At 65.8% G+C, this 20,654-nt stretch carries 22 protein-coding genes; 5 read left to right on the top strand and 17 right to left on the bottom strand.

Going from position 1 to position 20,654, the window contains the following annotated elements; all coding sequences use genetic code 11:
• A partial coding sequence (locus Q0319_RS18580) for a citrate synthase (RefSeq protein ID WP_299455069.1) occupies window positions 1-854 on the bottom strand: 854 nt, incomplete at its 3' end.
• Between the two features lie 123 nt (window positions 855-977).
• On the opposite strand from Q0319_RS18580, the gene Q0319_RS18575 reads away from it, so the two are divergent.
• Entirely contained in the window at window positions 978-1,955 is a 978-nt protein-coding gene (locus tag Q0319_RS18575) for a tripartite tricarboxylate transporter substrate binding protein (RefSeq protein WP_299455066.1), read from the top strand.
• Window positions 1,956-1,970: 15 nt separating this feature from the next.
• A complete protein-coding gene (locus Q0319_RS18570; protein WP_296470480.1) occupies window positions 1,971-2,693 on the top strand; it encodes a class II aldolase/adducin family protein in 723 nt (240 codons plus the stop codon).
• On the opposite strand, the gene Q0319_RS18565 is transcribed toward Q0319_RS18570, so the two are convergent.
• The 4 genes from Q0319_RS18565 to Q0319_RS18550 form a co-directional block, all read right to left on the bottom strand.
• Complete coding sequence (locus tag Q0319_RS18565) at window positions 2,690-3,028, bottom strand: P-II family nitrogen regulator (protein ID WP_296470477.1); 339 nt, start codon at window positions 3,026-3,028, stop codon at window positions 2,690-2,692. The two genes, Q0319_RS18570 and Q0319_RS18565, sit on opposite strands and share 4 nt — an antisense overlap.
• A gap of 66 nt (window positions 3,029-3,094) precedes the next feature.
• Window positions 3,095-5,158: an NAD(+) synthase gene (locus tag Q0319_RS18560; protein ID WP_296470474.1), complete on the bottom strand. Its 2,064-nt coding sequence runs from the start codon at window positions 5,156-5,158 to the stop codon at window positions 3,095-3,097.
• A gap of 102 nt (window positions 5,159-5,260) precedes the next feature.
• Window positions 5,261-6,394 (bottom strand): GNAT family N-acetyltransferase, encoded by a 1,134-nt coding sequence (locus Q0319_RS18555; protein WP_296469650.1) that lies wholly within the window; start codon window positions 6,392-6,394, stop codon window positions 5,261-5,263.
• The gene (locus Q0319_RS18550; protein ID WP_296469648.1) at window positions 6,391-7,071 is read right to left on the bottom strand and encodes a LytTR family transcriptional regulator DNA-binding domain-containing protein; all 681 of its coding nucleotides are present in this window, start codon (window positions 7,069-7,071) and stop codon (window positions 6,391-6,393) included. The genes Q0319_RS18555 and Q0319_RS18550 overlap by 4 nt, the downstream gene beginning before the upstream one ends.
• Before the next feature lie 130 nt (window positions 7,072-7,201).
• Between Q0319_RS18550 and argH the strand changes: the two genes are divergently transcribed.
• A complete protein-coding gene (gene argH, locus Q0319_RS18545; RefSeq protein WP_296469646.1) occupies window positions 7,202-8,623 on the top strand; it encodes an argininosuccinate lyase in 1,422 nt (473 codons plus the stop codon).
• Between the two features lie 26 nt (window positions 8,624-8,649).
• Here argH and Q0319_RS18540 read toward each other — a convergent pair whose 3' ends face one another.
• From Q0319_RS18540 to Q0319_RS18485, 12 genes are all read right to left on the bottom strand, one after another.
• On the bottom strand, window positions 8,650-8,997 hold the full coding sequence (locus Q0319_RS18540) for a DUF192 domain-containing protein (protein ID WP_296469644.1): 348 nt from the start codon (window positions 8,995-8,997) through the stop codon (window positions 8,650-8,652).
• Complete coding sequence (locus Q0319_RS18535) at window positions 8,991-9,863, bottom strand: type II secretion system F family protein (protein ID WP_296469642.1); 873 nt, start codon at window positions 9,861-9,863, stop codon at window positions 8,991-8,993. Before Q0319_RS18535 ends, Q0319_RS18540 begins: the two co-directional genes overlap by 7 nt.
• Before the next feature lie 4 nt (window positions 9,864-9,867).
• Window positions 9,868-10,725, bottom strand: coding sequence for a type II secretion system F family protein (locus tag Q0319_RS18530; protein ID WP_299455057.1), 858 nt, complete (start codon window positions 10,723-10,725; stop codon window positions 9,868-9,870).
• Window positions 10,722-12,410, bottom strand: a complete 1,689-nt coding sequence (locus Q0319_RS18525) for an ATPase, T2SS/T4P/T4SS family (protein ID WP_299455054.1) — start codon at window positions 12,408-12,410, stop codon at window positions 10,722-10,724. Before Q0319_RS18525 ends, Q0319_RS18530 begins: the two co-directional genes overlap by 4 nt.
• Window positions 12,410-13,819 carry a pilus assembly protein N-terminal domain-containing protein gene (locus Q0319_RS18520; protein WP_299455049.1) on the bottom strand — a complete coding sequence of 470 codons (1,410 nt, stop codon included), beginning with the start codon at window positions 13,817-13,819 and terminating at the stop codon, window positions 12,410-12,412. The genes Q0319_RS18525 and Q0319_RS18520 overlap by 1 nt, the downstream gene beginning before the upstream one ends.
• Window positions 13,816-14,805 carry a Flp pilus assembly protein CpaB gene (gene cpaB, locus Q0319_RS18515; protein WP_299455046.1) on the bottom strand — a complete coding sequence of 330 codons (990 nt, stop codon included), beginning with the start codon at window positions 14,803-14,805 and terminating at the stop codon, window positions 13,816-13,818. The genes Q0319_RS18520 and cpaB overlap by 4 nt, the downstream gene beginning before the upstream one ends.
• Window positions 14,802-15,002 (bottom strand): hypothetical protein, encoded by a 201-nt coding sequence (locus tag Q0319_RS18510; RefSeq protein ID WP_299455043.1) that lies wholly within the window; start codon window positions 15,000-15,002, stop codon window positions 14,802-14,804. Before Q0319_RS18510 ends, cpaB begins: the two co-directional genes overlap by 4 nt.
• Window positions 14,999-15,700 carry a hypothetical protein gene (locus Q0319_RS18505; protein WP_299455040.1) on the bottom strand — a complete coding sequence of 234 codons (702 nt, stop codon included), beginning with the start codon at window positions 15,698-15,700 and terminating at the stop codon, window positions 14,999-15,001. Before Q0319_RS18505 ends, Q0319_RS18510 begins: the two co-directional genes overlap by 4 nt.
• A complete protein-coding gene (locus tag Q0319_RS18500; protein ID WP_299455037.1) occupies window positions 15,697-16,413 on the bottom strand; it encodes a hypothetical protein in 717 nt (238 codons plus the stop codon). Before Q0319_RS18500 ends, Q0319_RS18505 begins: the two co-directional genes overlap by 4 nt.
• Window positions 16,410-17,819, bottom strand: coding sequence for a hypothetical protein (locus Q0319_RS18495; protein ID WP_299455034.1), 1,410 nt, complete (start codon window positions 17,817-17,819; stop codon window positions 16,410-16,412). Before Q0319_RS18495 ends, Q0319_RS18500 begins: the two co-directional genes overlap by 4 nt.
• 9 nt (window positions 17,820-17,828) lie before the next feature.
• The gene (locus tag Q0319_RS18490; protein WP_296464730.1) at window positions 17,829-18,116 is read right to left on the bottom strand and encodes a hypothetical protein; all 288 of its coding nucleotides are present in this window, start codon (window positions 18,114-18,116) and stop codon (window positions 17,829-17,831) included.
• Between the two features lie 190 nt (window positions 18,117-18,306).
• Complete coding sequence (locus tag Q0319_RS18485; RefSeq protein WP_296464732.1) at window positions 18,307-18,882, bottom strand: YSC84-related protein; 576 nt, start codon at window positions 18,880-18,882, stop codon at window positions 18,307-18,309.
• A 374-nt stretch (window positions 18,883-19,256) separates the two neighbouring features.
• Between Q0319_RS18485 and Q0319_RS18480 the strand changes: the two genes are divergently transcribed.
• Window positions 19,257-19,901 (top strand): OmpA family protein, encoded by a 645-nt coding sequence (locus Q0319_RS18480; protein WP_296464735.1) that lies wholly within the window; start codon window positions 19,257-19,259, stop codon window positions 19,899-19,901.
• A gap of 157 nt (window positions 19,902-20,058) precedes the next feature.
• A complete protein-coding gene (locus tag Q0319_RS18475) occupies window positions 20,059-20,616 on the top strand; it encodes a GNAT family N-acetyltransferase (RefSeq protein ID WP_296464740.1) in 558 nt (185 codons plus the stop codon).
• The last annotated feature ends 38 nt before the right edge of the window (window positions 20,617-20,654 follow it).

Here is a 20,654-nt window from a genome sequence, read left to right as displayed (position 1 = left end):
AAAGACAAGGACGGCTGCGCCGTCCGCGCTATCCTTCCCCGCCCTGAACGGCGGGGCTTGTCGCGCACCGGGTCAGCACCCGCAGAAGCCGCGACCCGGGCTGCGAACGTCGCAGGGGAGAGCTCATGGTCCGCGCACACGACGAGCGCGGCATTGATCACGGCCGCGCGCTCCTCGACCCGCTCATCGCCCGCAAGGCTGCGCGCGAGAATTTCGGCGATGGGCATGGCACGCTTCGGCCGAAACACCTTCCTCCGGGGCCCCAGCAACCCCATCGCGCATGCGCAAAGGCGAATCAGGCGCGCGGCATCCGCCGCCGTCGTTCCGCGCTCGAAATCCGGTTTCCCGGACAAGGTCGTCGTCATCACCGAGGAGGCCAGCGACATCAGGCCCGCTCCGGTCAGGCTCTCGCTCCGCTGCGCGGTTCGCTCGATGTCGTCCAATACCTTCGCCGGCGGAAAACTGGCGTCCCACGCCAACAGGCCCGGCACATCCACCCCCGTCCATAGCAATTCGGCCACGGATTCGAAACTCCTGCCCGCCCGGGCAAGCTCGATTGCCAATCGCCCCCGATAGCGCGGTCCCTCTTCCGACAAGTCGGTGATCGACGTGGTCAGTACCGGCTGCCCCCAGCGCACGGCCGACTCGACGGTCTCGGGTATGCCTGCCCGCCCGCCCATGCGCGTGGCAGCGCGCTCGACATCCTCTCGGAAATACAGCCGCGCGCGGGTGCCAGGCTGCGTGACGGAACGAATCAAGCCCCGGCTCACATAGGAGTACAGCGACGCGACCTTCACTTGCAGGAATTCTGCCGCCTGTGCAGCGGTGAGGTATTCAGACCTGGCACTGGGCATTCGGCCGTTCCTTCGGATTTATGGATTAAATAATCAATCTTGATCCAGTATAGATTCAATCTATACACTGCGCCAAGAACCGCGCGTGCGCGGCATCCGCGCCCGAACAATGGAGACACCAACATGCTCAGACTTTCTCTTATCCGCCGAGCCGCGGCATTGGGCCTCGCCCTCTGCGCTGCATGGTCCGCCGCGGCGGGGGCCTCTCCCAAGCAGCTCCGCGTGATCGTCCCGTTTCCGCCCAGCGGAAATCTGGACACCATCGCCCGCCTAGTAGCCGAGGGGCTGCAACCCGCCTTCGGCGTCGTCATCGTGGAAAACCGCCCGGGCGCCAACGGCAATATCGGAGCAGACCAAGCATTCAAGAGCCCTCCCGACGGATCGACGTTGATGTTCGCCCCCTACGGCCCCATCGCGGTCAACCAGCACCTGTATCCACGGCTCAGCTACGACCCTGCCCAATGGGTGCCTGTAGCGATGCTCGGCACGGTACCCAACGTGCTCGCCATCCACCCCAGCCTGCCCGTCCAAGACCTGGCCGGATTCATCGCCTACCTTCGGGCCAACCCCGGCAAGGTCGCCTTTGCCTCGCAAGGCGCGGGATCCTCATCGCACCTGGCCGCCGAACTGTTCATGCAATTGACCGGCACGAGCATGCTGCACATCCCCTACAAAGGCACGGGCCCTGCCCTGGTTGACCTGTTGGGCGGTCAGGTCACGGTGTTCTTCGACACCCTCAGCTCCAGCGGCAAGTACCACAAGAGCGGCAAACTGCGCATTCTCGCCGTGGCGGACGACAAGCGCTCGCCGGTCCTGCCGGAGGTGCCGACCTTCGCCGAAGCCGGTCCGCCGTCGATGAGCCAGATGATGGCCAATGCCTGGTACGCCGTCGTCGCCCCGCCGAACACTCCGCGCGAGGTGGTCGAAAAATATGAGCGGGCAATCAATGAGGTGCTTTCCTCTCCCGCCATCCAGAAGAAGTTCGAAGAAATGGGCATCGCCCCCTTGGTTGCCACCTCTGCCGAGGCAGGACGTTTCATGCGGCAGGAAGCGGAAAAATGGGGGCGGGTGATACGCGCCAGCAAGATCACGCTGGATTGACCTGGGGCTCGACGCATGCACACGACTCACTCCTCCGACGATCCACGCCGGCGCATCGCCGATGCGCTGGCGATGATGGAGGCTGCCGGCATCATCGACTTCAACGGTCATTTCAGCGCACGCACGGGGCCCGATCGCTTCCTGATCAACTCTGGCGCATCGGTACGTAGCGCCATCGGGATCGACGACATCATCGAGGTCGACCTGGAGGGCAGGCCGCTCGACGGCGGCCCCAAGCCTCCCATGGAATTCCACATTCATGCGTCCATCTACCGGCGTCGCCCCGATGTCGGGGCCGTTGCCCATACGCATCCGCTCTGGTCCACGCTCTTTAGCAGCGTCGGACGCAAAGTGGAAGCGGTTACCATGCAGGCAGCGCTGCTTGGAGAAATACGCGAATTCCCGAAAACGGCGTCGATCAATACGCGCGAATTGGGCGATGAGTTGGCCGAGTGCCTAGGCGATGCGCGCGTCGCAATGCTGAAATCGCATGGCGCCGTCGTCGCCGCCGAAGGGGTGCTGGAGGTGTTCGTGCTGGCTTGCTACCTGGAGGAAACCGCCCACAGGCAGTACCTGGCGAGCCAGCTGGGCGCGCCGCAGGTCTTGGATGCGGCGCAGCAGGAGAAGATTCGCGCCAACCTGTGGAAGCCGCACTTATTGCAGAAGGTCTGGGATTATCACTACGCCAAGCTGCAAAAACGGGGCCGGCAGGAGGGGCCGGCCCTGAGCACCGATTAAACCGCGGCTTCGCCGGTTTCGCCGGTGCGGATGCGGATGACCTGCTCCACGGGCGTCACGAAGATCTTGCCATCGCCGATCTTGCCCGTACGCGCTGCCTTGATGATGGCCTCGACAGCCTGGTCGACCAGGCTGTCGGCGATCACGAGCTCGATGCGGATCTTGGGAAGGAAATCCACGACGTACTCGGCACCGCGATAAAGCTCGGTATGCCCTTTTTGCCGCCCGAAGCCCTTGACTTCCGTCACGGTCAGGCCATTGACTCCCACCTGGGCCAGCGCCTCCCGGACCTCGTCGAGTTTGAACGGTTTGATGATGGCTGTGACTTGCTTCATGGCTGAACCCTTGTTGAATTCTGGCGGAAGTTCGAAGATCCTGTCATTGTAGCCGGCCGCCTCGCGTCAGGCATCGGCCGTGCGATCGGGAATTCGGGTGAGATCGGCCTTCCACACCACTTCCTCGGAATCGCTGGGCGCACGCCAATCGCCTCGCGGCGAGAGCGACCCGCCCGACCCGACCTTGGGCGAATTGGGCACGCACGACCGCTTGAACTGGCTGGTCTTGAAGAACCGGTGCACGAAAATGCCAAGGTTGTGCTTGATCGCGGCCAGGTCGTACTGGTTGCGCTTGACGTGGTCCTCCTCGGGCCAAACGCCACGTTCTCTGTCCTGCCACGCAGTAAGCGCGAGAAATGCGACCTTGGACGGCGCAAACCCGTAGCGCAGGATGTAGTACAGATTGAAGTCTTGCAGTTCGTACGGGCCGATGAACTGCTCTGTCCGCTGCGCTGGCGCATTGCCGTTTTTCCCAGGCACCAGCTCGGGGCTGATCTCGGTATCGAGGATGTCGAGCAGTACCCGGCTGCCGTCGGCGCCAACGGCGCCGGTCTCGGCCACCCAGCGCACAAGGTGCGCGATCAGCGTCTTGGGCACGCTGGCATTGACGTTGTAGTGCGACATATGGTCGCCCACCCCGTAGGTGCACCAGCCGAGCGCGAGTTCGCTCAGGTCGCCGGTACCGATCACGATGGCGTTGTGGAAATTGGCCAGCCTGAACAAATGGCTCGTCCGCTCGCCCGCCTGCACGTTTTCGAACGTGACGTCATAAACCTCCTTGCCCTCCGCATACGGGTGCCCGATGTCTTTGAGCATTTGCTCGCAGCTGGGCCGGATGTCGATTTCGAGCATCGTGCAGCCGACGACGCGCATCAACGCGCGAGCCTGTTGCAAGGTTCGCTCGCTGGTGGCAAAGCCGGGCATGGTCACGCCGATGATGTTGGAGCGCGGCAGGTTCAGCCTATCCATGGCCTTGGCGCAGACGAGCAGCGCATGCGTGGAATCGAGGCCGCCCGAGACCCCGATCACGACCTTGTCGGTCCCGATGGCCGAGAGTCGTTGCAACAGCGCCTGGACCTGAATGTTGTAGACCTCGTCGCAGCGTTCGTCCCGCCTGCGCCTATCGGCCGGCACGTACGGGAAGCGCTCGACCCGGCGCACCAGGGGCAAAGGTTGGTCCATCTGCAGGCCGATCTCGAAGGAAACGGTCTGGAAGCGCGCGGCTTCGGCTTTGTGGCGCAGCACGGACTGGCCGAAAGTGGTCTGCCGCATGCGCTCGTGTGCCAAGCGCTCCAGGTCCACGTCGGCCAGGATGAGGTGCGACTCGTCCAGGAAACGCTCCGATTCGGCGAGGAGCTCGCCGTTTTCATAGATAACGGCCTGGCCGTCCCAGGCCAAGTCGGTAGACGACTCGCCCCGCCCCGCCGACGTATAGAGGTAGGCGGCCAGGCATCGGGCCGATTGCTGGCTGACCAACTGGTGGCGGTAGCCCGACTTACCCACGACCACGTTTGAAGCCGACAGGTTCACCAGCACATTGGCACCCGCCAGCGCGGCGAACGAAGAAGGCGGAATCGGCACCCACACGTCCTCGCAAATCTCGACGTGAAAGCGCAAGCCAGGCACATCGGCAATTTCGAATAGCAGCGACGCGCCGAACGGCACGTGCTGGCCGGCGAGCTCCAGGTGGTCGGCTACGGTGCAGTCGCCCGGCGTGAATTGGCGCGCCTCATAGAACTCGCCGTAGTTGGGCAGGTAGGTCTTGGGCACGACGCCCAGGATCCTGCCCCGCGCCACGATTGCGGCGCAATTGAACAATGCGTGCCCCACGCGCAGGGGAAGCCCGACCACCAGCGCAGCGGGCAGCGAGACAGACTCGGCGACGATGGCTGCCAGCGCCCGCTCGCAACCCTCCAGGAGCGCCCGCTGGTGGAAGAGATCATCGCAGGTATAGGCGGAAAGTCCAAGCTCGGGGAACGCCACCAGGGCTGCCCCCTGCGCGGCAGCCTGCCGGGCCAGGTGCAGCGTCTGCGCGGCGTTGAACTCGGGATCGGCGACCCGGCAGCGAGGCACGCCCACGGCCACGCGCGCGAATTGATGCGTATAGAGATTGAAGAAATTGCCTTGCATGGTGGAGTTCCTTCATGCGCCGGCCCAGCGCGGCGCCACGGATCAACCGACATGATAAGGCGGATGGACCTTGGTCGTCCCGGCCCCCGCGCCCCACCGCCCTCAGCCAAGCGGCGCCTTGAAGGGCGTATGCGATTCCAGCTCGTCCAGGTACTGGTTCATGCCGTCGGTTTCGCGCTCCAGGAAGTCCGCGATGGCGCTCGCGAAACGCTCATCGGCGATCCAGTGCGCGGACCACGTGGGTACGGGCAACAGGCCGCGCGACATCTTGTGGATTCCCTGCGCTCCGCCTTCGAACACCGAGATGCCTTGCGTGATGCAATAGTCGATGGCCTGCATGTAGCAGGTCTCGAAATGCAGGCCCGGCACGAATTCCACGCACCCCCAATAGCGCCCGTACAGGGTATCGCCGCCGATCACATTGAGCGCGCAGGCAATGGGCTCGCCCCCCCGCTCAGCCACGATGAGCAGCCACGCGTCCGGCATGGCTTCGTGCCAGAGCGAGAAAAACTCCGGGTTGAGGTAGGGCCTCGACCAATGATTGGCGTAGGTGGACGCGTAGCAGCGATAAAAGAAATCAAGATGCTCAGCCGTAATGGCCTTGCCTCGCAAGTGCCTGAAGCCGACGCCGGCTTGGGCCACCTTCTTGCGATCCTGCCGGATCTTCTTGCGCTTGTCATGGCTCATCGCGGACAGGAAGGCGTCGAAATCGGCATAGCCTGCGTTGCGCCAATGAAACTGCACGCCCTCTCGCATCATGTAGCCCGCTTCGCGCAACGCGCGCCTATCGTCCTCGCGGGGAAAAAGGACGTGCAACGACGACACGCCAGCCTGCCGGGCCACCTCGATCGCTGCCCGCGCCAGCAACACGCGATCCTCGTGCGATGCGGCGAGCAGCCGTGGCCCGCCGACCGGCGTAAAGGGCACGGCGCACAACAGCTTGGGGTAGTACGGCAAACCGTGCCGCTCGAATGCCTCGGCCCAGGCGTGATCGAACACATATTCACCGCGGGAATGGGCCTTGACGTAGAGCGGCATGGCGCCCACGAGCCGACCGCCCCGGCGCATGATCAAGTACGTGGGCTGCCAGCCCGTGCGCCGCACCGCGCAGCCAGTCGCGTGCAGGCCGTGGAGGAACGCATGGGTCACGAACGGATTGCCGGCGGCCAGCCCGTCCCAATCGGACGGATCGACGGCGCCGAGATCGTCAACCAATTCGACGGCTGTTTGGGTCAAAACGCCTCCGTGAGTGAAGAGCCGACGCCGCTGCGTGGCACGCAGTCCCGGACCTGGGGCCAGCGGCGGCGCGCCACGGGAATGCGCTCGGGCACGCCGTCCAGCACCAGTTCCCAGTAGGGATCGGCGTCGCCGCCACTGAGCTCCGGCGTTACCAGGGACGCCCCGGCGATGGCGGCGCGCGCCACGATCGCGCTACGATGCACTTGGAGGAAACGGTCGGGAAACGTGCGCAGCAGCTCGGCGAGGGAGCGGTCCGTCAGGAACTCGCCGTGGCGGGTGCGAAGGAACGCGTATTTTCCCTCGGCCCGCACGTAAACAACCTCTTCCACGGCCAAGGCCGTCGTTCCGGAACCGTTCCAAGCCGGGAGCGCATTTTCGGCATGCAAAGGGCCGATTGCCTGGAGCGCGCGGGAGAGGGTTTGCTCCAGGCGCTCCAATCGTATGGGAGGCAACAGCGAATCCACGGCGCGCAGCGTTTCCGCCTCGGAGCGGCAGTCGGCGGAAGGCAGGATGAGCACGAGCTGCAGGCCGGGCCGGCGCTCCCAGTGCCGGGCCAGGGCATAGCCCGCCGCGTCCGGCAGCCCGAGGTCGAGCAACGCCACCGCCGGACCGTCGCATCGCACGTGCTGCGCCTGCTCGGCGCCGACCACCGGTGGCATCAAGCACAGGGGCATGTGCCGCGCCAAGGTTTTTACCTGGGAAGACAACCGGCGGCAGAACGACGCGTCGCGCCCCACGATGAGCACTGCCGGGGAGCCCCACCGAGATTCAGTAACCGCCATAACCCGCTTTATAATCCGCGCCATGTCTAAACCGACCGACTCCCGCCCCCAAGACCAGTTCGCCAAGAAAGCCGAAGCCTGGTCGGCCCGATTCTCTGAACCGGTGTCCGACCTCGTCAAACGGTACACCGCTTCGGTGGACTTCGACAAACGCCTGGCCAAATTCGACATCCAGGGCTCCCTGGCCCATGCCGAGATGCTCCAGTCCGTAGGCATCCTGACGCAAACGGACCTCGACGACATCCGCCGCGGCATGGCCGCCATCGAGGCCGAGATCGAAGCCGGCCGCTTCGAGTGGCTGCTCGACCTCGAAGACGTCCACCTGAACATCGAGCGCCGCCTGACTGAACTGGTTGGCGATGCCGGCAAGCGCCTGCATACCGGTCGGTCGCGCAACGACCAAGTCGCCACCGACATCCGGCTCTGGCTGCGCGCCGAGATCGACACCCTGCTCGACTTGCTGCGCCAGCTCCGCCATGCCCTCGCGGCACTGGCCCTGGAACACGCCGGCACCATCCTGCCCGGCTTCACGCACCTGCAGGTCGCGCAGCCGGTCACCTTCGGCCACCACCTGCTGGCCTATGCCGAGATGTTCGGGCGCGACGCCGAGCGCCTCGCCGATTGCCGCAAGCGGGTCAACCGCCTGCCGCTCGGGGCCGCGGCGCTGGCCGGCACGTCCTATCCCATCGACCGCGAAAGGGTGGCCCGCACGCTGGGCTTCGAGGGCGTGTGCCGCAACTCGCTCGATGCCGTGTCCGACCGCGATTTCGCCATCGAGTTCTGCGCTGCCGGCGCGCTCATCATGACCCACATCTCGCGCCTGTCCGAAGAACTGGTGCTGTGGATGAGCCCGCGCGTTGGATTCATCGACCTCGCGGACCGCTTCTGCACGGGCAGTTCCATCATGCCGCAGAAGAAGAACCCCGACGTGCCGGAACTGGCCCGCGGCAAGACCGGCCGGGTCAACGGCCACCTCGTGGCCTTGCTGACGCTGATGAAAGGCCAGCCGCTGGCCTACAACAAGGACAACCAGGAAGACAAAGAAGGCCTGTTCGACACGGCCGACACCGTACGCGATACCTTGCGCATCTTCATCGACATGGTGGGGGGCATCCAGGTCAAGCCGGAAGCCATGCGCGCCGCCGCGCTGCAAGGCTTTTCCACGGCCACCGACCTTGCCGACTACCTCGTCAAGAAGGGCGTGCCGTTCCGCGATGCGCACGAAGCCGTGGCCCTGGCGGTGCGCAAATGCGTGGAACGCGGGTGCGACCTGGCCGACCTCTCGGTGGAAGAACTCCAGGCCTTCCACGCCGCGGTGGGCGAAGACGTCCATTCCGTGCTGACGCTGGAAGGCTCCGTGGCCTCGCGCTCCCACGTGGGCGGCACCGCGCCCGTGCGCGTGCGCGAGGAAGCACAGCGGGTGCTGGACGAAACACGCGCCTGAGCCACAACGTCCGCCCGGGCATTTCCTCAGTCCGCCCCTGCACCCGGCTGCGCGCTTTCCAGCAGGCAGCCGGGTAAAACCACCATCCCCTCCTTCCAGCCCACGCGCGTGGCCTCACCCGCGGCGAGCTCGATCGTCGCCCATGCGCGCCAGCACCAGGCAAGGCGTCCTGGCCGCAGTCGATGCACGATGCGCAGCACGCGTGCGCGCTTGTCCACGAAAATGACATCGATGGCGTCGCCCAGGCCGATCGTATGCACGGCGCGGCAGGGCGCGATCCACAATGCCTCGCCGGGCGCGAGCGGAGCCTGCCCCAACAGGCCGCGCATCCTGTCCATCAACCCCGTCGCGCATCGCCACCGCACGCTCACCATCCCAGCTCCATCAGTTTGATGACGATGGGGAATGCGATGATCACGAACGAGCACGGAAAAATGCAGGCGATCAGAGGAAAGAGCAATTTCACCGGCGCTTCCATGGCCAGCTGCTCGGCACGCAAGAATCGCTCGGTACGCCGCTGTTCGGACTGGGCGCGCAGGGCGGGCGCCAGGTTCATGCCGAGGACGTCGGCCTGCGCCAGCGTACTCACCCAAGCGCGGACTTCGGGCACGTCGAGCCGGTCGGCCATGTCCCGCAGGGCTTGCGCGCGAGGCACGCCCGTACGCACGTCGCCCAGCACGCGGCGCAATTCATCCCGCAGCGGCCCGGCGGGCCCCTTCTGCGCAGCCTGTTGGAGCGCGGCCCCGACGTGCAAGCCGGCTTCGACGCACAGCGTGGTCATGTCCAGCACGAACGGCAAAGCGCGAAGCACCGCGACCCGCCGCTTGCGCCGGCGTTCCCGCAGCCATAGGCGGGGATACAGGGCGCCGGCGGCGGCAAGGATCACCGCTGCGGCAACGACCGTGTGCATCGCGGCTCCCGCCGCGGCCGTGAACGCCAGGGCCACCGCCCCGGCGCCACACCCGCAAAGCAGCTGGGCCCCCACGATGTGCACCGGCGCCAAGGCGTGGCGCAACCCTGCCTGCACCAAAAGGCGTTCCAGCTGCCGCCGGCCTTGCCAGGAGATCCAAGGACGGCTGTAGTAGGCGGCCGCGACGATGAGGCGCCAAATGAGCCGGAATGCCGTGGGAGGCGCCTCGACCGTTCGTTCCTGGCCGGGAGGCGGATCGGTCACGAGGAAATAAAGCAAGGCGGCTGCCGCCGCGACGGCTACGCCTGCCAACGAAGCAATCAACATCATGCACTCATATGTCTATCCGGACGATCCGGGCGATCATCCACAGCCCCAGCAAGTCCAGCGCCGTAACCAGCGCGAGAACGGCCCATCCTTCGGGCGTCGTCCACAGGTGTTGCATGGTGTCGGGCTCCAGTCTCTGGAGTGCGACGACCAGCATCCATGGCAAGACCGCCACCACCTTCGATTGCAGCCTGCCTTGGGCGGTCAGCGCCCTTATCCTGCCCTCCATGTGCAGGCGGGCGCGCACGGTCGCACCTATCCGCTCCAGGGTTTCGGCAAGGTTGCCGCCGGTCTCTGCCGCGATTCGCAAGGCGGCGACCACCAGGCTCGCCGCTTCCGTGGGAACGCGGCGGTGCAGGCTCGCGAGCGATTGGTCCATGCTTACGCCAAAACGCTGCTCGCGCATCATGAGCGCGAACTCCTGCGAAAGCGGTGGCTGGCTTTCCGCGACGAGCTGGCGCAACCCCGCTTGCAAACTGGCGCCCGCCCGCAGAGCGCTGCCCAGGGCAAGCAAAGCGTCCGGCAACTGCGCGTCGAACCGGCGCAGGCGGCGATCCCGCAGATGAGAGGCCAACCGGCGCGGCAACCATGCACCGGCGGCGGCCCCCACCGCCGCCAAGGTCCAACTTTGCCCCACCAACCCGCAGGTGACGGCCATGACGCAGATGACAACGACGTGTGCGCACCAAAGCTGGCGTACATCGATGAAGAAGAAAAATTCGCTCATGCGCAGGCGGGCGCGTTCGGTAAAAACGGCGCGATAGCGGGCCAGGCTATCGCGCACGAGGCCTTGCACCACCCACACCGACAAAGCCGCGCTCGCAAAAACCGCCACCACGATGGCCCAGTTCGCCCATCCGCTCATGACAGCCCCCGCGAGGCCGATGCTGCCGGCGTGCGTTGGCAAAAGCACTCGGGAGATATCTCGACTCCGCTCGCCCGCCACTCGTCGAAAAAACCGGGCATCAGCTCGCACCCCAGGAAATATCCCGGCGCCCCGGCTTCGGCGGCCCGTGCCCGCTCGAAACGAAACAGTTCCTGCAATTGGATGCGGCCGCTCTCGATACCCGTCACTTCGACGATGGACGTCACCCGGCGTTGCCCGGAAGCGCTTCGGCTCTGCTGGACGACGATGTCGACGGCCGAGGCGATCTGCTCGCGGATGGCGACCAGAGGAAGGTCCATGCCAGCCATCAGCACCATGGTTTCCAGGCGCGCCATCGCATCCCGCGGCGTGTTGGCATGCAAGGTAGTAAGCGACCCTTCATGCCCAGTGTTCATGGCCTGCAGCATGTCCAGCGCCTCCGCGCCCCGGCACTCCCCGACGACGATGCGGTCCGGCCGCATGCGCAAGGCGTTGCGTACGAGGTCGCGGATAGAAACGGCGCCACGTCCTTCCATGTTGGGTGGACGCGCCTCCAACGCGACCAGGTGCTCATGCGCCAACTTCAGTTCCGCTGCATCTTCGATGGTAATGATGCGTTCGCCCTCGGGAATGAAGTTCGACAGGATATTCAATAGCGTGGTCTTGCCCGAGCCGGTTCCACCCGATACGACGAGGTTCTTGCGCTGCTCCACACACAGCCGCAGGAACCTGGCCATATGCTGGTCGAGCGAACCGCGTTCGATCAAATCCTCGATTTTCAGGCGACGGCTGGGAAACTTGCGTATGGTCAGCGCCGGCCCCTTGAGCGCGAGCGGGGCAATGATCGCATTGACCCTCGATCCGTCGCGCAGTCGGGCGTCGACCATGGGGGAACTCTCGTCTATCCGCCGCCCCAGCGGGGACACGATGCGCTCGATGACGCCCAATACCGAGCGGTCGCTGCTGAACACCGCGGGATGCCGCGACAGAACCCCGTCACGCTCGACGTACAGCTCGTCATACCGGTTGACCATGATTTCGGAAATGCCGGGATCGGCAAGCAGCGACTCGAGCGGCCCCAAGCCGACCGCCTCGTCTACCACTTGCCTGCGCAAGGCTTCCCTGTCCAACCCCGCCGGAATATCGGCGTCGGCTTCGACGATGAGTCCGTGTAGCAGGCGGTCCGCCTCCCCGCGCAAAGCGTCGTCGCTCATTGCCGATACATCGCGGCGACGCAGGTCGAGCGCCTCGATCAATCTTGCGTGCAGGCGCCGGCGCCACTCTGCGAGCGCGGCATCCATGCCCTGCTCGCCCGGTACATCCGGCGGCACGGCGATTTCCGTACCCAACGATTCGCCAGGCTCCTGCCCCCAATGCGCGGCGGCCGGACTGGGCTCCTGGACCGAACGAACCCGAAGCATGGCCGAGCCCACGACGATTTCGTCCTCGGGCAACAGTGGGCCGTACTGCAAGATGCGCCGGCCATTGACGTGCGTGCCCCCCAGCGAGCCAAGGTCTTCCACGAATACGCCTTGCGGGCGTTCGAACAGGCGCGCATGTTGGCGTGCGACGCGCCAATGTCGCAGGCGTATCGGACACTCTTCACCGCGCCCGATCAGCGCCGGAGACGCCACGGCACGAACGCAGCGATCGCTCCCCTCGATCAGAATCTCTACTTCCAGCATCAGTGCTCCATGAAAGACACGTCCGGCCGTACCGGCACGTTCAACCTCTCCGGTCCGAAAGTCTCTTGCAGCAAGCGCTCGCTGCGACCAATGCGCTCGAGCAGGCCGGGATTGCGCTGCGTCACCACGGTAGGCGTCACGAATATGGCAAGCTCCGTTTCCCGCCGCTGGAAACGGCGGGAGCCGAACAGCGGCCCGAGAATCGGTAATTGCGATAGCCCTGGGAGCCCGTCGAGGTCCTCTGACTGCTCCCGGGAGAGAAAACCGCTCAACACCAGCGTCTCGCCCGACCGCACGTTGAACTCCGTCGAGGTGCGGCGCACCTTCAGCGCAGGGCCACCGCTGGCAACGAGGGAAGGATCGACGGCACTGACCTCGACGTCGATGACCGAGCGCACGGTGCCGCTCGCATCCACCCTGGGCGCGATTTCCAGGGTGACGCCGTAGGGCTTGAAGGTCGTGTTCGTCGCTCCATTTTTGTCCACGGTCGCATACGGCACCTCGCCGCCCGCCAGGAACCGGGCGGTTGAACCGCTGCGCGCCGAGAGCTGGGGCTGGGCGAGAATCACGGCTTCGCCACTTTGGGCCAGGGCCTGGAGGCGAGCGGACAATAGCGCATTCACGCCCAAATACCCCGCGGGCGAGGTCGCCGGAAACGGCAGTTCGATGGGGCTGTCCCCGGGGCGCATCGCTGAATCGCCCGCTGCGGCGCGCAATGGCCGTCCCACCGCCGCGTCCCATGCCAACCCCGCGTTCAGGCCGCCGGTGGTCGCGCCATCCCAGCGCACGCCAAGCTCGCGCAGCCTGGCGCGCGGCATTTCGACCACCTTGACGTCCATCATTACCATGCGCTCCCAGCCGAGCTGGCCCGTGAAATCGACGACTTGGGGATAGCGGCGGGCCAGCGCGGCCACCTTGGCTTGGTCGGCATCGCTCAAGTCGTCGCCTTCGACGATGACCTTGTCGCCTACGACGCGACTACGCACGGATGGAATGGAATCGAGGAAGGCCGCGATTTCCTGCTGCACGCGCGCGGAATGCCCCGGCACGACGGTGATCCGCATGCGCTGCATGGAACCGTCGCGGTCCCAAATGACCAACGAAGACGTGCCCGTGGCATTGGCGAACACCACCACTTCGCGATCGTCCGCGGTAGCGGCGCTGATGACCCGGCCGTTGCCCACCGCGATCCGCGCCACATTGGGCGCCGGAAAGACCTGGGTTTCTCCGACGAACATTTCGACGTCCGGCAAATCCTGCGCAACCGAGATGCCCGGCTGCGCTTCGCCATCCTCCCGCAGCCAGGCCGGCCACGCAGCAGGCGGCGCCTCGGAGCGCGAGACAACCGGCCACGCCAACAACACAAGCATTGCGACAAGCGCACGCTTTTCCCGGGCACCGCAGGTCATGGCCGTCCGGACGCCTCCGTGATCGTACCGCCGCCCGGGCCGGGGCTCGCTTCCGCACGAACGCTCTGCGACCACCTAGCGGAGTTGTCATACGTCGTTTCCCCCCCATCCGTCCACTCGCCCTCCGGGGCGGCCCCGACGCCATGCGGTTCATCCAGGCGAGGAATGCTGCGTGGTGCTTTGTCGCCATAGATCACCGCCACGCTGGACGACGGACGCCGCGGTTTCGGCGCAGGCGCCTTGAGGCCCAGCAATGCGGGGAGATCGCCTGCGGGCTTGGGGGGTGAGGAACTTCCGTCGCCGGGCCGGCGCAGCATCGCGGTCAGCACCCCCCCGTCACGCGCGGCGATGAGCTTGACCGCCTCGTCCGGGGTCGCGTCCAGGGTCACGGTGGAGAAACCACTCCGCCCGGATTCCCCTTCCGGACCGGAAGAGTCGGTATGGTGTCCAGTCGCCAAGACACGCATGCGCTGCAACAGCGGCACGGTCACGCGCTTTCCGCGATGATCCAAGGAAACGTATAAATCGATGACGTCGCCCGGTTGCAGCAAACCGGAGACGGAGCTGATTTCATCGACCGGGATGGTGACCGCCCGGCGGCCTTCTGCAAGCCGATCGGACAGCGCGGCGGGGCGGTCCGGCGCCAGGTATGCCCAAAGAATGGGGTCGCCGGCCCGCACAGGATGCGCCAGCACGCCACCCTCGACTTGCGCAAACTGCTCCGGCGCAATGAAGCCTGAAGGCAGCCATTCGCCCGGAATATCCCGCACGGCGACCGTTTCGATCGTTACGACCTGCCCCGGCCGCAAATCGACCGACGCCACGACAGCAGGGGTACGCGCTGCCAACGCTTCGGCTTCGATGGCCTCGATCCGGCCCTGAATGTGCCGCTGGCTGAGCCATGCCGCGGCGGTGCCCGCTCCCAAGGCCACGGCGAGCATCCACCACTTCCTGTCTACGCGCAACCGCAGGACTGCGAGCTTCATAGCGGCATCGCCACCGATGCGGCAAACCGCCTGTGGAACCCAGCCAAGGCATCGAGCAGCCATCCGAGCAAGCCGCCGCCTTCGCCCAGGAACCCCAAGCCCGCCAACGCGATCACCGCCGCGGCCAGGACGATGTATTCCACGGCGGATTGGCCGGCCTGCCGACGAAGAGCCCCGAACGAACGAGGCACGCTCATTGCAGCCTCCACCCAGACATCCTCCCCACGATTTCGATGCTCACCACGGCGCTACCGGCGCCGCTCTCCACGACGAGCAGCTGCAAGAGCCTGCCTGCCCGCCGCCATTGGCTTGCCGCTCCCGCGCTCGCGCTGGTTCGCCTCCAACCACCCCTGCGCAGTGCTGCATCCAAGGCCCGTGCCAAGGACACGGCGTCGTCCGGGTAGCCACAAACCTGCTGCACGACCTTGACCCCGTCTTCCACGGACTCGACGTCTAGCCACAGCTCGCCGCCTTCCGGCAGCCACGGCGCGCGCACTGGAGCAAACGGACGGGTGCTTTGTGCGATCGCGACCACCCCTGCCGAAACCTGTGGCCCTGCCTGGCGCAACTGCACCAGCCAGGGGCGAACGCCATCAGCGCCGGTCAACATGACGCCGTCCGGCATGGGCAACAGCCACGCGCTCCGGCCGACTTGCCGCGCCATGGCAGCGCCCACGGCAAGCGGAGAACCCGGGGCACGAAACAGGCGAACATTCATGTCGGCGCCGTTGATCCGCATCCGGCCGCCCCACCCCAGGTCCTTCGCACCCGGCGGCAGGGATGGCGCAGCAGCATGCGCACGGCTGGGCACGGCCGCGCCAACGAACAGCGCGACGACGCAGCCCGACGCCAAGCGCGCCCACCGGATGAGTGCCAGGCGATACGGGTACATCACCGAACCTCATCCAGGCGATCCGCCGGCACCAGGCCGGACCATGCGGAGAGCCAGTCGTATTGCGGCAGGGGCCGATTCCAGGCAGCATCCACCCTTCCCGTGGCCGACTCCACCCGCTTCCCCGCGCGCGCAGTAGCTTGCGCGGCCCTGCCCCAAGCGTGAGGCGACGCATCGATGCGCGCTTGGGCGTCGGGGTCGCTGTCGGCATGCCCCGCACCGGCGAGGATGGCAAACCGGCTCGACAATACCCCGCGCCCGGGTAAAGAAAAGTTGCGAGCAGCAGTAGAGAGCCGAGGCTCCGTCGACACCTCCCCGGATACGATGCCCGGGTAATCGTGCAACAGTTCTGTTCGCAAAACGGTTAGAGACGCCCCGCCCACTTGCGCGCTCTCGGAGAGATCCTTCCTCGAAAAAGCCGCCCGCATCCATTGGCCTTCACCGCCCGAACCCAACAGCGGGGCCCCGTCGTGATTGCGCCATTGGCGCGCATGCGCGCTGAAAAAATACGCCGGCGCCCTCGCGCGTTCGACCGGCGGTGACTCTTGGGCCGCGACGAATGCCATGTGCCGGCCGGCAAACTCCGTTTGCAGGGCAAGGTCCTGCAAGTGGCCCACGAGAGTCCCCAAGAGCCATATCAATGCGACGGCGCCCAGGGCCAACACGGCTTCCACCGCCGCTTGGCCGTCATGACGCGATCGGGCCGCCGCCTTCACTTCCCCGCTCCCTGCCGGTGCCACGCTTTGGCGCGCTCAGGCGGGTCGACCAGACTCAGGCGCGCTTGCCAGTACGGCATGAAAAGACTGGGCCTTTCCTCGCGCCTGTCGCTGCGAGGATGGGGCCGCCGAAAATAGGTTTCCGCCGCTGCGACCGCCGCCATGGCATTTCCGGGAAACTGGGTGCCGAACCACAGCCTTCCTGCGCCGGCACGCGGACCTTTGCCATCAGTGGTCGCCATCGTTGCGGCAGGCTTGACGGCACGGACGGCGAACCGCAAGGCCACCTCGCCATCCTCAGGCCTTCCGGCCTGCGCAATCTCGGCAAACGAGGGCAACCCCCGTCCGGGCCATGCGACCGACTCCGACATCGCATGGGAATTCGCGAGCGGGTTGGCATCGCCGTCGAGCAGGTCCCAATTCGTATGCCTGCGTACCCAACGCCAGAAATCCTCATCTGCAAAATCGGCGGGGGGATCCTCGACATGGGGGAGGTCATCGTCGGGCTGCTGTGGATCGCCCTTCGCGGCCCCCCAACCCATGGGGTACTCGCGGTAGTAGCACCCTATCCACCGATTCGAGCGCAATGCGTGAAACGACTCGGTATCGACGGACCGCCATACGCCCAGGTCCAGCAGCGAGGTTGCCCCCCGCCGCCGCAGCTCATGCTGCAACCATGGGCAGCGCCACTCCGACGGCAACAAGGCGCGACGCGTCGCATTGCGCGGAGCCAGGAACCCATGGCGGAAAGCGGCATCTTCGACCATGCCCTTGAGGCGTCCTCTGGCCTGCCCCCCGTAACGGACGACGAACCCCGGCAAGGTATCGGCCAATAAGGAGCTGTCGAGTTCGGCCTCCGCACCGGGGAAGTGCGCCGCGAATACTTCGCGCATTGCTTGCATGCGCGACGCGGCGAGTGTCTTCTGCACCGTGGCTTGCGCGCGAACCAGCACGTCGTGCACGATGCGGTCATGTTCGGCAAAAGCTCTTGCCAATGCGCCGTCCGGCCAAGCAGCGTGCGTGCCGGCGCCGGCTGCCGCTGCCGCGCTGCGATAGGCCTGGCCGTGGGACGGACCGAACAACCCACCGATCAACGAGGCCGGAGGATTGGCACGCGCCAGCTGTCGCGCCTGGGCGTCGCCGAACTTTGCCCATGAAGCCAAGGTGACGGCATGCGCCATCGCAATCTGGTGGGCGACGAGTGCGCGGTTGGTGTAGGCGAGGAAATTGAGGCCTCGTGCCTGGACCAATGCCCCGCTGTATGCCGCGGCATCCAGCGCGCTCGACAACCGCACTTTTTCTCGCAGCAGTTGGCCGCCGTTGAACGATTGGACCAGCCCGGCAGCCACCGCGGCGAGCAACACGAGGGCCAGGGCCAACGATTGTCCGGATTGCACGCGCGCCATGGCGTCGACTCAATGCGCGCCTGCCTGCGCCGCGTTACCGGTGAACGACTTGAGCGAGCGCGCGGCCGTTTGAGACCTAGCGCTCTTGGCGGCGCTCTGCGCGGCCCGGGACTCGGCAGAGCCGTCCTCGCCCGCGATCTCGCGGGCCATGGCCGCGGTCTGCGAGCGCACCACCTGGCCAAACAATTGATAGACGGCGATTGCTGCGACGGCCACCAAAGCGACGATGATGACGTATTCCACCATCGATTGGCCGCGCTGACGGATGCGGAAACTCGAACGGGAATGGACAGGCATGACGAGGCTCCCGCCCCGCGCGCCGGGCACCTGCCCGGCCGTCCGCGGAACGTCCCGTCAGTTTTCCGGGAGGGCCCCGCCCCCGCAATGCGAGGATCCCGTGACGGACAGAGATGTCATCCCCGCAAGTGGGAGAAAGGGCGCGCGGTCACCGGCGGCAGCCGCGCCGCCCGCCCATCGTTTCTTTCTCCTAAAGATCGAGCTTGCTGATCTTGGTGCCTTCCACCGAAAGATTGGCCATGAGCCCCGCGTTGGTGATTGCGAACGCCACGACGGGAGCACGCGCGGTGTTGGTGTCGATGGACGCGTTGATGCCGGCCTTCACCACGGCAACCGATCCGTCCACGCCTGCGGTCCAGCCGCTGCCGGACTTGAAGCGATCGAGCTCGGCCTGGTTCATGAACATGAAGATGAGCGCCTTGGACTGCGCGCCGGCCTGGAAGCCGAAGGAGCCGCTGGCGGTACTGTAATAGCCGGTGGTGCGCCCGCCCTCGCGCAGCGCGCCCTCGCCGTACTCGCCGCCCACGATGAATCCTGCCGCGACCACATTGGGAAACACCAGGATGCCGCGCGCCTTGTTTCCGAGTTCACGCGAACCCTGCACCGTGCTGTAGAGCCGGTTGAGCGCTTCGTCGACCCCGGCGTCGATGCGGGCTCGTTTGGCGGCAGGCGAGCCGTCGCCTTTCTGGGGGTCCGTAGTCGTGCACCCCGCCGCAGCGAGCAAGCTCCCGGCCAAACCGGCGTAGACGAACTGACGACGTTTCATGTGCTGTCTCCTTGGGTGGTCCTGCCGTCGAGCGGCGTGCGGAAGGCTGCGGCAAGCGTTACGATTCTGCCGCATAAGCGGCGAAACGGGAACAATGCGCCAACCCTTCGTCTTATCCGCCACACCCCCCTGCCCGGCACCCGCATGGGCGAAGACAAGACCCATTTGCGCGAATATCGCAGCGACGCGATGACCCTGCCATTTTTACGGCGCCGCACGGCCCGCCAAACGTAAACAATGGACAAAACGTACAAAATGTTGCCGTTAGGCTGCCCTTGTCGGGGCTAAGATCGCCTAGCGTAAGCGTTGTCGATGCATAACTAGAATGTTCACTGCACAACGACGCCTGATATCGGTTACACCAGGAGGTAAATATGAAAACAAGCACTCTCCCGAAAGTTGCCCTGGTAGCGGTGCTCGGCGCCTTCGTCGCCGGCTGCGCTACCCAGCAGCAAACCAATACGGCGATCGGCGCGGGCGGCGGAGCGGCTGTCGGAGCCGGCCTGGGCGCGCTGATCGGCAACACCCGCGGGGCGGCCATCGGAGCGGGCCTGGGCGCGGTTGCTGGCGGCCTGATCGGCTACAACTGGTCGAAGGTCAAGCAGAATGTCGAGCAGTCCGGATCCAAGGAACTGGGCATCGACATGACAGAGCAGCCCGACGGCTCGCTCAAGGTCAACGTGCCCAGCAGCGTGTCGTTCGACACCGGCAGCTACGCGCTGAAACCGGACCTGTTGCCCGTGCTGGACAGCGTGGCCAAGACGCTGAATGAGCATCCTGAATTGCGCGTGAAAGCCGTCGGCCATACCGACAACACCGGCCAGCTGTCGCTGAACGAAACGCTTTCGCGCAACCGGGCCCAGGCCGTCGCCAATTACCTGATCGGCAAGGGTGTAGCCGCCTCGCGGGTGACGACCGAAGGACGCGGACCGCATGACCCCATCGCTAGCAACGACACGGTGGAGGGTCGCGCGGCGAACCGGCGCACCGAGATTTACCTCTACGCGGTCAAGGGCTGACCGGGCGCACGCGCGCCGCGCCGCAACCATGCGCGAGCCGGCGGGCGCCCATGCCGGGTGCCCGCCGGCTTTTTCGTGCACGCGCGGTCAAACCTGCCTCAGCAGCGGTCTTCTTGGGTAAATTACGGGTTCCTTGCTGCCCGTCAACAACGTTGCCATGTCCCAATCAGCCCCCGCTGCCGCGTCGACGCTCATCGTGCGCGACGCTACCGAAGCCGACATGCCAGCCGTCCAGGCCATCTACGCCTTCCACGTGCTGCACGGTGACGCGAGCTTCGAAGAAATCCCCCCCTCCGTGGAGGAAATGTGCCGGCGACGCGAGACCGTGCTCGGCATGGGTTTGCCCTATCTCGTCGCCGAACAGGACGGGGCCGTCGTCGGCTACAGCTACGCCGGCAGTTATCGCACCCGCCCGGCCTATCGCTACACCGTCGAGAACTCAGTCTATGTTGCCAGCGATTCCGGTAGACGCGGCATTGGCTTTGCGTTGATGAGGGCCCTCATCGCCCGTTGTGAAACGGGCCCCTGGCGCCAGATGATCGCCGTGATCGGCGACAGTGGCAACGCCGCATCCATCGCCCTGCACCGCAAACTGGGCTTCGAGCACAAAGGCATACTCCGCAGCGTCGGCTACAAGCACGGCCGCTGGGTCGACTCCGTCCTGATGCAGCGCCCGCTTGGCGAAGGCGACCGCACCCCGCCACATCCGGCATGAGCGACATTCGCATAGGCATCTCCGGTTGGCGCTACGCG

This window comes from uncultured Pigmentiphaga sp. (assembly GCF_937950555.1).
In the GTDB taxonomy this organism is placed as follows: domain Bacteria; phylum Pseudomonadota; class Gammaproteobacteria; order Burkholderiales; family Burkholderiaceae_B; genus Pigmentiphaga.
This window is presented reverse-complemented; position numbering and strand designations above follow the sequence as displayed.

Excerpts from the sequence above, each read along its gene's own strand:
- Q0319_RS18575 (WP_299455066.1), top strand. The coding sequence starts at position 978 with ATGCTCAGACTTTCTCTTATCCGCCGAGCCGCGGCATTGGGCCTCGCC.
- Q0319_RS18570 (WP_296470480.1), top strand. The coding sequence starts at position 1,971 with ATGCACACGACTCACTCCTCCGACGATCCACGCCGGCGCATCGCCGAT.
- Q0319_RS18565 (WP_296470477.1), bottom strand. The coding sequence starts at position 3,028 with ATGAAGCAAGTCACAGCCATCATCAAACCGTTCAAACTCGACGAGGTC.
- Q0319_RS18560 (WP_296470474.1), bottom strand. The coding sequence starts at position 5,158 with ATGCAAGGCAATTTCTTCAATCTCTATACGCATCAATTCGCGCGCGTG.
- Q0319_RS18550 (WP_296469648.1), bottom strand. The coding sequence starts at position 7,071 with ATGCCCCTGTGCTTGATGCCACCGGTGGTCGGCGCCGAGCAGGCGCAG.
- argH (WP_296469646.1), top strand. The coding sequence starts at position 7,202 with ATGTCTAAACCGACCGACTCCCGCCCCCAAGACCAGTTCGCCAAGAAA.
- Q0319_RS18540 (WP_296469644.1), bottom strand. The coding sequence starts at position 8,997 with ATGGTGAGCGTGCGGTGGCGATGCGCGACGGGGTTGATGGACAGGATG.
- Q0319_RS18535 (WP_296469642.1), bottom strand. The coding sequence starts at position 9,863 with ATGATGTTGATTGCTTCGTTGGCAGGCGTAGCCGTCGCGGCGGCAGCC.
- Q0319_RS18530 (WP_299455057.1), bottom strand. The coding sequence starts at position 10,725 with ATGAGCGGATGGGCGAACTGGGCCATCGTGGTGGCGGTTTTTGCGAGC.
- Q0319_RS18525 (WP_299455054.1), bottom strand. The coding sequence starts at position 12,410 with ATGCTGGAAGTAGAGATTCTGATCGAGGGGAGCGATCGCTGCGTTCGT.
- Q0319_RS18520 (WP_299455049.1), bottom strand. The coding sequence starts at position 13,819 with ATGACCTGCGGTGCCCGGGAAAAGCGTGCGCTTGTCGCAATGCTTGTG.
- cpaB (WP_299455046.1), bottom strand. The coding sequence starts at position 14,805 with ATGAAGCTCGCAGTCCTGCGGTTGCGCGTAGACAGGAAGTGGTGGATG.
- Q0319_RS18510 (WP_299455043.1), bottom strand. The coding sequence starts at position 15,002 with ATGAGCGTGCCTCGTTCGTTCGGGGCTCTTCGTCGGCAGGCCGGCCAA.
- Q0319_RS18495 (WP_299455034.1), bottom strand. The coding sequence starts at position 17,819 with ATGGCGCGCGTGCAATCCGGACAATCGTTGGCCCTGGCCCTCGTGTTG.
- Q0319_RS18490 (WP_296464730.1), bottom strand. The coding sequence starts at position 18,116 with ATGCCTGTCCATTCCCGTTCGAGTTTCCGCATCCGTCAGCGCGGCCAA.
- Q0319_RS18485 (WP_296464732.1), bottom strand. The coding sequence starts at position 18,882 with ATGAAACGTCGTCAGTTCGTCTACGCCGGTTTGGCCGGGAGCTTGCTC.
- Q0319_RS18480 (WP_296464735.1), top strand. The coding sequence starts at position 19,257 with ATGAAAACAAGCACTCTCCCGAAAGTTGCCCTGGTAGCGGTGCTCGGC.
- Q0319_RS18475 (WP_296464740.1), top strand. The coding sequence starts at position 20,059 with ATGTCCCAATCAGCCCCCGCTGCCGCGTCGACGCTCATCGTGCGCGAC.